The 9,253-nt window shown below is 60.3% G+C and carries 9 protein-coding genes and 1 pseudogene; 8 read left to right on the top strand and 2 right to left on the bottom strand.

Features of this window, described 5'->3' with window-relative positions; translation table 11 throughout:
* Positions 1-525: hypothetical protein (locus tag AAC035_RS14300; protein ID WP_339805287.1), on the bottom strand; the 525-nt coding region annotated here is incomplete at its 3' end.
* Between the two features lie 370 nt (positions 526-895).
* Here AAC035_RS14300 and AAC035_RS14295 point away from each other — a divergent pair.
* Positions 896-1,621 (top strand): TorF family putative porin, encoded by a 726-nt coding sequence (locus AAC035_RS14295; protein ID WP_339805285.1) that lies wholly within the window; start codon positions 896-898, stop codon positions 1,619-1,621.
* A 275-nt stretch (positions 1,622-1,896) separates the two neighbouring features.
* Positions 1,897-2,334, top strand: coding sequence for a CopD family protein (locus AAC035_RS14290; protein WP_339805283.1), 438 nt, complete (start codon positions 1,897-1,899; stop codon positions 2,332-2,334).
* Positions 2,335-2,363: 29 nt separating this feature from the next.
* Here the strand turns inward: AAC035_RS14290 and AAC035_RS14285 are convergent, their stop codons facing one another.
* Positions 2,364-2,873 (bottom strand): DUF2231 domain-containing protein, encoded by a 510-nt coding sequence (locus AAC035_RS14285; protein ID WP_339805281.1) that lies wholly within the window; start codon positions 2,871-2,873, stop codon positions 2,364-2,366.
* A 45-nt stretch (positions 2,874-2,918) separates the two neighbouring features.
* Between AAC035_RS14285 and coxB the strand changes: the two genes are divergently transcribed.
* The 6 genes and pseudogenes from coxB to AAC035_RS14255 all read left to right on the top strand — a co-directional run bounded on the left by coxB (position 2,919) and on the right by AAC035_RS14255 (position 9,176).
* On the top strand, positions 2,919-3,782 hold the full coding sequence (gene coxB / locus AAC035_RS14280) for a cytochrome c oxidase subunit II (protein WP_339805279.1): 864 nt from the start codon (positions 2,919-2,921) through the stop codon (positions 3,780-3,782).
* A pseudogene (gene ctaD / locus AAC035_RS14275) lies at positions 3,775-6,274 on the top strand (cytochrome c oxidase subunit I). The gene coxB and the pseudogene ctaD overlap by 8 nt, the downstream one beginning before the upstream one ends.
* Positions 6,271-6,633 carry a hypothetical protein gene (locus tag AAC035_RS14270; protein WP_339805277.1) on the top strand — a complete coding sequence of 121 codons (363 nt, stop codon included), beginning with the start codon at positions 6,271-6,273 and terminating at the stop codon, positions 6,631-6,633. Before ctaD ends, AAC035_RS14270 begins: the two are co-directional and overlap by 4 nt.
* Positions 6,624-7,526 (top strand): cytochrome c oxidase assembly protein, encoded by a 903-nt coding sequence (locus AAC035_RS14265; protein ID WP_339805275.1) that lies wholly within the window; start codon positions 6,624-6,626, stop codon positions 7,524-7,526. Before AAC035_RS14270 ends, AAC035_RS14265 begins: the two co-directional genes overlap by 10 nt.
* Positions 7,523-8,083: a TIGR00730 family Rossman fold protein gene (locus tag AAC035_RS14260; RefSeq protein WP_339805272.1), complete on the top strand. Its 561-nt coding sequence runs from the start codon at positions 7,523-7,525 to the stop codon at positions 8,081-8,083. Before AAC035_RS14265 ends, AAC035_RS14260 begins: the two co-directional genes overlap by 4 nt.
* A 157-nt stretch (positions 8,084-8,240) precedes the next feature.
* On the top strand, positions 8,241-9,176 hold the full coding sequence (locus tag AAC035_RS14255) for a glutathione S-transferase family protein (RefSeq protein WP_339805269.1): 936 nt from the start codon (positions 8,241-8,243) through the stop codon (positions 9,174-9,176).
* Positions 9,177-9,253: the final 77 nt, after the last annotated feature.

Raw genomic sequence — 9,253 nt, 5'->3', positions numbered from 1 at the left:
CTCGGTTTCTGCCAGATAGTCCTGGGTGGTGAAGGCGGAGTGTGTCTTGCGTACATGGCCCGCTATGCCGGCATCAACGGGCCCGCTGAGTTGTTTGATGGGCTGGGTGTAGGCACCATCGATCGCGAGAATCCGCCCCTCATCGCCAATTTTTCCTGCCATCCAGGCGACGTCGCTACCCAGCAGTTTGCGGCCGCGCACCGCGATGCTGTTCAACACCGCTTTCGGGTCCTTCAGCTCGGTCAGAGACTCCGCACTTTCAGAGACGGCCCGCAGCGACCGCTCGTTCAGCTGGTGTTGTTCATTGCGCTGGGCAAGGCTGATGGATTTCCGGATGGCGTTCAGCAACTCGGATTTTTCCTTAGGGCCGGCTCCTGATGCCTCGGCTTCCGACAGACGCATCGACAGCTCGCTGGCGCTTCGGCCCTTGTCCAGATCATCAATCAGAGCCTGATAGATATTGCGCGATTGCGGGAGCTGATCCGAAGGTTTCAGGGATTGACGGTGCAACGGAGTGTCGGACATGGGAATCTGGTGCCGGGTCAGGAGTGATCTAAGAGGCTAGTTGGATGCCCCATTAAACTCAACAAAAATGTATGACTGTCACAGCACCTAGGCGCGGATTCGTACCGTTTAGGGGCAAGAGGCAGAGCGGGCCCGAGGCTGAAGAAAAAATATGTCTCGTGCATAGGCGGACCATGCGGTTGTTTGGTGCGCAGCTGCGGTTCAAATGGGTGCGCAGCGCACGAAAAAGGTGCGCCAAGTTTTATGAATGGACTGTGACACGGATGTCACAATTCTTTAACCTGTTGTTTAAAATATAAAAATAAAGGCTGGCATACCTGTTGCAAAAACCAACGTGTTCGTTAACTCGCAACTGTTGGAAGGTATACACATGAAAAAGAATTCTTCACGTTTGATGGCCGCAATCATGAGCGCTGGCGCCATTGGTGCTGTTGCGGTTCCCTCTGTGGCTTCTGCCGAAGTTTCCGCAGAGTTGAGTGTTGTCAGCAACTACCTGTTCCGTGGCGTGACCCAGACCAACGGCGCTACTGCTGTGCAGGGAGGCCTGGAATACGGCAATCCATCCGGCTTCTACGCCGGTGTGTGGGCATCAAATGTTGATTTCGGTGATGGCACCAGTGTGGAGTTTGACCCATACCTGGGCTTCTCCGGTGAGGCCGGCGGCATTGGTTATGACATCGGCTATGCCTATTACGGTTATCCGGACTCCCCTTCCGCCATTGATTTCGGTGAGATTTACGGTGAACTGAGCTTCGGGCTGTTTGCTGCCGGCCTGGCCTACACCGTTAACAGCGAAGCGGATGATGGCGACCTTTTCGTTGATGGCGATATGTACTACTACGGCAGCCTGAGTCTGCCCCTGCAGGGCGATTACGGTCTTGGTTTCACTGTTGGTTATTACGATTTTGATGCCGATGGTGACGCCGGTGTTGATGCCAGCTACGTCCACTACGCGGCGTCCCTGAGCAAGGATGTGGGTGAATTTGGTGAGCTGAGCTTCAACTTTGAACTGGCAGACATCGATGAAACCGACGCTCTGGGCAGCGACGTGTCTGACAAGCCACGGTTCTGGCTGGGTTGGTCCAAGTCCTTCTGAGTACTTGAAGCAGCCTGGCGGATGCCAGGCAGAGCAGGCAAGAAGTTTTGGGGAGCCCCTGGCTCCCCTTTTTTATGTCCGCTCTGGTTTGTGACGTTTTGGTAACGGCTGTGTGCCTGTCTTTCCCTTCGTCTATGCTGACTAACTGGTAAGCAAGACAAGAACTGCTGACTGCGCCCTGGCCGGGTCCGGTTCCACTGGTTGAAGCACAATGGCGGTCGTCCTGAGATAGCAGGGATACCGATCGATCCGCAGGGAAGGGAGTGGATGATTTCATGCTCTTGTTGCTGACACTGCACATCATGGCCCTGCTGTTCTGGGTGGCCAGCCTGTTCTACCTGCCGGCCCTGTTGGCGGGTCGACACGGCGATAATCACCCCTTTGAAGAACCCCCCGAGCCCTACGATTCCCTGTCCCGGCTGGTATTTACCCGGATTGCCACACCGGCAGCGATTGTCGCGATCCTGGCCGGTACTCTGGTGTTTGTGGTGGACAGGAACGCCAGCCCCTGGCTGCTGCTGAAGCTGACCCTGGTGGCCATGCTGGTGGTGGCCCATACCCTGCTCGGTTTGCTGGTGCTGAGAGCGGAAGCTGACAACGGCAAACCGATTCAGCCCTGGTGCCGGGTGTTTCTGGTGGTGTTGAGTTTGCTGGTCCTGGCCATTCTCTGGGTGGTACTGGCCAAGCCATCCGGTATCGGAGCGTTGTTATGAGCCGCCGTGCTCTGCCTGCTGGGCTGGATTCAGTGGCCCCCCTCCAGCTCCTCGATCTGCGTTTGCCTCTCCGCCCGCTGGATGGACTGTTCGTCCGCCACCCCGACCGCATGGTCATAGACCAATTGTCCGCCGAGGAAACTGGTCAGGCCGATCAGCAGGCCGCTGATCAGGGTCAGGTACAGACCCCAGGGCATGATCAGGGCCGATGGGTCGCCCAGGCGCAGCATCCAGTTCAGGGTCGCCAGCGACAGCAGCATGATGGCCATGATGCCGTGGCACCAGGCAATCACCAGGCGTCGGATAGCACGGACGATGATCAGGTCCAGCAGGCCAATGGTCCCCGACACCCAGGCTCCCAGCACTCCAATACCAACCAGCCAGAAACTGGCCCTGGCCCAGAACGGATCTCCGGTAACGATAAAGGCCAGATCAGTGCCGATCAGTCCGGTCAGTGCCGCCACCGGGAAGTGAATCAGCATCGGATGGATAGGGTGACCGGCGATGGCCATCTTGCTGAGAATCGGACTGGTGCTCATGTGCGTTCTATCCCTTTCGCATCGTTCATGCTTTGCAGACCTTCCATGTATCGGATCAAGGGCGTTTCCGCCGTTGTTGGCAACCTCACTGAAAGAGTAGCAACCCTGTCGGCAGCTGGCATCTTTTTGCTGCTGCCGTTACTTGCAGGTTGCAGTGGCCCCTTGTCCTCTCTGGAACCGGGCGGACCCAGCGCCCGGGCCAGTGCCTGGCTGTGGTGGGGTATGTTTGGCCTGTTTGGCGTCATCATGCTGGTGGTGATCGGCCTGTGGATCTACGCCATGGGTCGTCAGCCTCTGGAGCCGGACCCGCAGCAGGATGCCCGCAACCACACCCGCTGGATAGTGTGGGGAGGGCTGGTGCTGCCCATCTCCGCCATGTCCGTGGTGCTGGCCTTCGGGGTGCCCATGGGTCAGCGCATGTTGCCGCTGCCGGTGGCAGAGGGTGCCCCCCTGCAGATTGAGGTAACCGCTCACCAGTGGCGATGGGAGGTCCGTTACCCGGACCAGGGCATCCGGCTGGAGAACGAGATTCATATTCCTGCGGGAGAGCCGGTGGACCTGCAGCTGACCAGTGAGGATGTCATCCACGCCTTCTGGGTGCCTCAGCTGGCGGGCAAACTCGACATGCTTCCAGGACGGGTCAATACCCTGCGCCTGGAGGCTGACCACCCGGGGCGTTACCGGGGTGTCTGTGCGGAGTTCTGCGGTGTTGGCCACAGTCATATGGCGTTTGTGGTCATTGCTCACGGTGCTGACGACTGGCAGGACTGGCTGTCCGCCGGGGGCAGGGCTGAGGCTGCCGTTACGAGAGCGGGAGAGGGTGCGGATGAGAGTGTAGGAGAGAGTGCAGGAGAGAGTGCAGGAGAGAGCACCGCGGAACCGGTGGAACAGGAGTCGTCAGATGACTGAGCCAACGCAGGACGCCCGTCGTCACCAGGCCTTGGAGAAGGTGTGGGGCAATCTGCCGGGGCTGGGCGCACTGGCGGCGGTCAACCACACCTCTGTCGGTCTGCGTTTTGTGTTTACCGGGCTGATGTTTTTCCTGATCGGCGGGCTGCTGGCCATGCTGGTGCGCACGCAGCTGGCGTTGCCGGAGCAGGACATCATCGGGCCGGAAATGTACAACCAGCTGTTCACCATGCACGGCACGGTGATGATGTTTCTGTTCGCCATTCCGGTGCTGGAAGGCATGGCCATGTACCTGATTCCCAAGCTGCTGGGTACCCGTGACCTGGTGTTCCCCAGGCTCAGTGCGCTGGGTTACTACTGCTATCTGTTCGGTGGCTTGATCATCCTGTCCAGCCTGTTCCTGCAGGTGGCGCCGGATTCCGGCTGGTTCATGTATACCCCCCTGAGCAGCGCCACTTTTTCACCGGGACCAGGATCTGAGCATCACCTTTGTGGAGGTGTCGGCGGTGGCTGCAGGGGTGGAGCTGACCGTGTCCATCCTGCGCACCCGGGCCGAAGGCATGAGCCTGATGAAGATGCCGATCTTCGCCTGGTACATCCTGGCCATGGCGCTGATGATTGTGTTCGGCTTCCCGCCGCTGATTCTTGGCAGTGTGCTGCTGGAGCTGGAACGGGCTGCCGGCTGGGTGTTTTTTGAGGTCACCGGCGGTGGTGACCCGCTGCTGTGGCAGCACCTGTTCTGGCTGTTTGGTCATCCGGAGGTGTACATCATTTTTCTGCCGGCGGCAGGCATTGTTTCCACTCTGATTCCGGTGTTCGCGGGCCGGCCATTGGTGGGCTATCGCTGGATTGTGCTGGCCATCATCCTGATGGGTTTTGTCAGTTTTGGCTTGTGGGTACACCACATGTTCACGGTGGGTATTCCACAGATGGCGATGGCGTTTTTTTCGGTGGCCAGCATGCTGGTGGCCGTTCCCACCGCCATCCAGATTTTCGCCTGGCTGGCGACCCTCTGGTCCGGCAAAGTACGGTTCCAGCTACCGATGCTGTGGATACTCGGCTTTCTGATTGTGTTTGTCTGCGGTGGCCTGACCGGCGTCATGCTGGCGCTGGTGCCCTTCAACTGGCAGGTGCACGACACCCATTTTGTGGTCGCCCATATGCACTATGTTCTGGTGGGAGGCATGCTGTTCCCGCTGGTGGCAGGGCTGTATTACTGGCTACCCCATGTTTCGGGCCGGCTACCGTCAGACCGGGTCGGGCGGTGGGGCTTCTGGTTGTTCTTCGGCGGCTTCAACGGTACTTTTTTGCTGATGCACCTGACCGGTCTGTTGGGTATGCCCCGGCGAGTCTATACCTATGAGGCCGGGCTGGGCTGGGACTGGCTCAACCTGTTGTCGTCGGTTTCAGGCTTTGTGATGGCCATGGGGGTGGCGGCGATTATTCTCGATCTCGCGCTGCACATGCGTTTTGGCCGCAGGTCACCGGCCAATCCCTGGCAGGCGGATACCCTGGACTGGGCCACCCCGATGCCGGTCAGTGCCTACAACTTTGCCAGTCTGGTTCCGGTGCGGGACCCTAATCCGCTGTGGCAGCACCCGGAGCTGCCGGCTGCCATGGCCCGCGGTGAGGGCCGGCTGGCAGACATCGACCATGGCCGTCGGGATATTCTGGGTACCGATGTCGTGACGGGCAAGGTAAGGGAGCTGATCACACTACCCACCAACTCATGGTTACCGCTGCTGACATCGCTGGCACTCGGGGTTATCTGCGTCAGTCTGCTGGTGAAGGCCTACGAACTGGCCATCGCAGGCGCTGTCGCGACCCTGGTGCTGACGTTGCGATGGAGCTGGGTCAATGGCGCTCACCCGGCACTGGCGCCGGTCGGAACTCCGGCGGACCCGGAGCTGCCCTTTCATTCCCGTACCACCGATGGCCCCGGGCGCTGGGGCATGATCATCACCCTGATGGCCAACGGTACCTTTTTCGTGTCCCTGATTTTTGGCTGGCTCTACCTGTGGGCCGTAGCGCCAGAGTGGCAAGCGCCGGCCCATAGCCCCTTGCCCCTGAGCTGGCTGCTGGGCGGCGGTGTGGTGATGCTGCTGGCGGTGCTGGCCTTCCGTCGGGGCGCCCGCCGTCTGGCCCAAGGTGAGGCGGGTGGTGTCGGGCTTTCACTCCTGGCCAGTTCGTTACTTGGCATCCTGCCCGTTGCAGTGCTGGTCTGGGTGGCGCTGGGCAGTGATCTGACTCCGGCCAGCCTGGCCCATGATTCGGTTCTGGCCGTATTGCTGTGCTATCTGATTTTCCACAGCGCTCTCGCCGTTATCCTGACCCTGTTGCAGTTCTGGCGCCTGCAACGGGGCCTTGTAGGACCGCAGTTGCCCTATGAGCCCCAGGTGGTCTGGCCGTTCTGGTTGTACACCCTTGGCATCTACTGGCTGAGCCTGGCCACTTTTGTGCTGCTGCCTATGGCCTGGGGAGGTGGCCAGTGACCCGGACCAGCTGGACTCACCCGGTGCATCTTGTGCTGGGGCTACTGGTCTGGAGCCTGTGGTTTGTGGTGGTCTACACCGGGCTTTCCCTGGGCTGCCAGCTGGCACCGACGGTTGGCGAGCAGGGGCCTTTCAATGTGGTAACCGTGGTCACCCTGGCCGGTGGTGTCCTGGTCGGGCTGGGCCTGCTGTGGGCCGCTCGTGGTTGCTGGCGGGTCGCGCGCTGCAAAGGTGACCAGGACACAGCCAACGAACAGCAACGAGCCGTTGCCAGTGTCGCGGCCGGGCTTTATCTGGTGTCTGCCTTCGCTGCCCTCGCCATTGTTTTGCCAGGACTGTTCATGATGCCATGTCTTTGATAACAGGTACGTTGTTGCAACGATTGCTGGCAGGGGTATTCCTGCTGACGTTGCCAGCTGTGGTGTGGGCCCACAGTCCCTTTGCCGGTGACCGGCAGGAACAGCTGGCAGCCATCCTCAGTGCTCTGGCGCTGCTTGTCCTTTGGCTGCTGTGGTGGCGGGGTGCCCGCCGGCAACCGCCGGGGCGCGGGCGTTGGTGGCTGTTTCAGAGCGCAATGGTGCTGTGCGTGGTGGCCACTCTGGGTCCGCTGGACCACTGGGCGGAGACCAATGCCGCCGTCCACATGACCCAGCACATGTTGTTCATGGTGGTGGTGGCACCCTTGTGGGTGCTCAGCAAACCCCTGCCTCAGATGGTGGCCGGTGGTGGCTACTGGTTATTGGCTGTGGCGTCACCCCTGCTGAAACTGGCCCGTTACCCCATGTGGATGGCCTATCTGCATGGGGCGATCATCTGGTTCTGGCATATTCCTTTTTTCTATCTGCTGGCGCTGGAAAATCCCTGGTGGCACCTGTTGGAGCACGCTCTGTTTCTGGTTACCGCAGGTCTGTTCTGGTGGGCGGTGCTCCACGGTCCGGTGCGAAACCGGCCTGTGGGCCTGGTAGCCCTGTTGCTGACTTTGATGCATACCGGGTTTCTGGGGGCTATCCTGACGTTTGCAGGGGTTTCGTTGTATGGCGCGGACCGGGCTTTGGCCAGTCAGCAGTTGGCGGGGTTGATCATGTGGGTACCGGGAGCGGTCCCCTACATCAGCGCCGCGATCTGGCTGGCGTTCCGCTGGAGTCGCCCGACTGACACCAGACCCGGTGAGGATGGCGCCGGGCAGGGGGCGGATAGGGTATTATCCGGAGTTGATCATATAACCGGACAACATCAGGAGACAGGTTCATGAGGGTAGCTGTTTACTGCGGCTCGGCCGCAGGTAATGACCCGAAGTTTGCACAGTGCGCCAGGGGCATGGGTACCATTCTGGCCCAACAGGGTATTGATCTGGTGTTTGGTGGCGGCAAGGTGGGCCTCATGGGCATTGTCGCCGACGCCGTGCTTGACGGCGGTGGCAAGGTGTATGGGGTTATCCCGGAGTCCCTGCGGGATCGGGAGCTGGCTCACCCCGGGCTGACCGAACTGCAGGTGGTGCCTAATATGCATCAGCGCAAGGCGGCTATGGCAGACATGGCGGATGCCTTTATCGCCATGCCAGGTGGCCCCGGCACCATGGATGAGCTGTTCGAAGCCTGGACCTGGGGCCAGCTGGGTTATCACAACAAGCCCTGTGCCCTGTACAACGCCTTCGGCTACTACGATCACCTGCTGGCGTTCGTGGGCACCATGGCAAACGCCGGTTTTCTCAAGCAGGCCCACGCCGATATGCTGATTGTTGAAGACCAGCCGGAACCCCTGCTGGATGCCATTCGGGCTTACCAGCCGCCGGTTCGCAAGTGGTCGTAAGCCGGATCTGGTGTTCGTTTTGGCTGGTTGAAGTCGGAGGGAACCGCTAAGCTGCTTCGGCAACCATAACAATATCCCCTGAATCTGGTCTGGCCAGAGCGTGGTGCCTTTTGTCGCCCATCTACGCCGGACCTGCTGTCCCACTCCGGAGAAAACCATGAGCGAACTGATCCTTCACCACTACCCCCAGTCCCCGTTTGCCGAAAAGGCCCGCATGATGCTGGGCTTCAAGGGACTCAACTGGCGATCCGTGTTCATCCCGGCAGTCATGCCGAAACCGGATCTGGTGGCCCTGACCGGTGGCTACCGTCGGACCCCGGTGATGCAGATTGGCGCCGATATCTACTGTGACACGGCCATGATTGCCCGCCGCCTGGATCAGGAACAGCCCCTGCCGGCGCTCTATCCGGAAGGCAAAGAAGCCCTGGCAGCCAGTGCCGCCCATTTTGCCGACCAGGTGATGTTCCAGCACGGCGTTGCCCTGAATTTCCGCCCGGAAAGCGTGGCTGAGCGTTTCAAGGGAGCCCCGGAATCCGCCATGCAGACCTTTCTGGCGGACCGCAAGGCACTGTTCGACGGCGGTAACGCCAGCCGCCTGCATCCTTCCCAGGCAGTATCCCAGTGGCCCACGCTGTTGGGTCGTCTGGAGCAGCAGTTATCGGAAAGTGGCACCTTCCTCATGGGTGAAGAGCCGACCATCGTCGATTTCTCTTACTATCATCCGTTGTGGTTTGTGGCCAGCAACAAGGCGGCCGCCAGCGCCCTGGAGCCATACCGGCAGGTCCGCTCCTGGATGGAAGCCGTGGCGGCCTGTGGCCATGGCGAGTCAACCCCGATGGAGTCCGCAGACGCTATCGAAGTCGCCCGCCAGAGTTCTCCGGCCGAGCTGCCCGCCACCGGCTTTGCCGATCCGAACGGCCTTGCGGTTGGCCAGGCTGTCACGGTAGCTGCCGTCGACTACGGCACGGACCCGGTAGCGGGTACCCTGGTGTATCAGGATGCGGAAGAGCTGGTTATCAGCCGGGAAGACGAGCGGGCTGGCCTGGTTCACGTGCATTTTCCCCGATATGGCTTCCGTATCAGTGCTGCCTGAATTTGTGAATCAGAGAGGTTGATTTATGAGTCTTCTGGAACAGCTAGGGCTTCGGCTACCGGTGATACAGGCCCCCA

Source organism: uncultured Marinobacter sp., from assembly GCF_963974375.1.
Classification (GTDB): Bacteria; Pseudomonadota; Gammaproteobacteria; order Pseudomonadales; family Oleiphilaceae; genus Marinobacter.
Note: the sequence above shows the minus strand (reverse complement) of the source record. Positions and strands in the feature narration are given on the sequence as shown.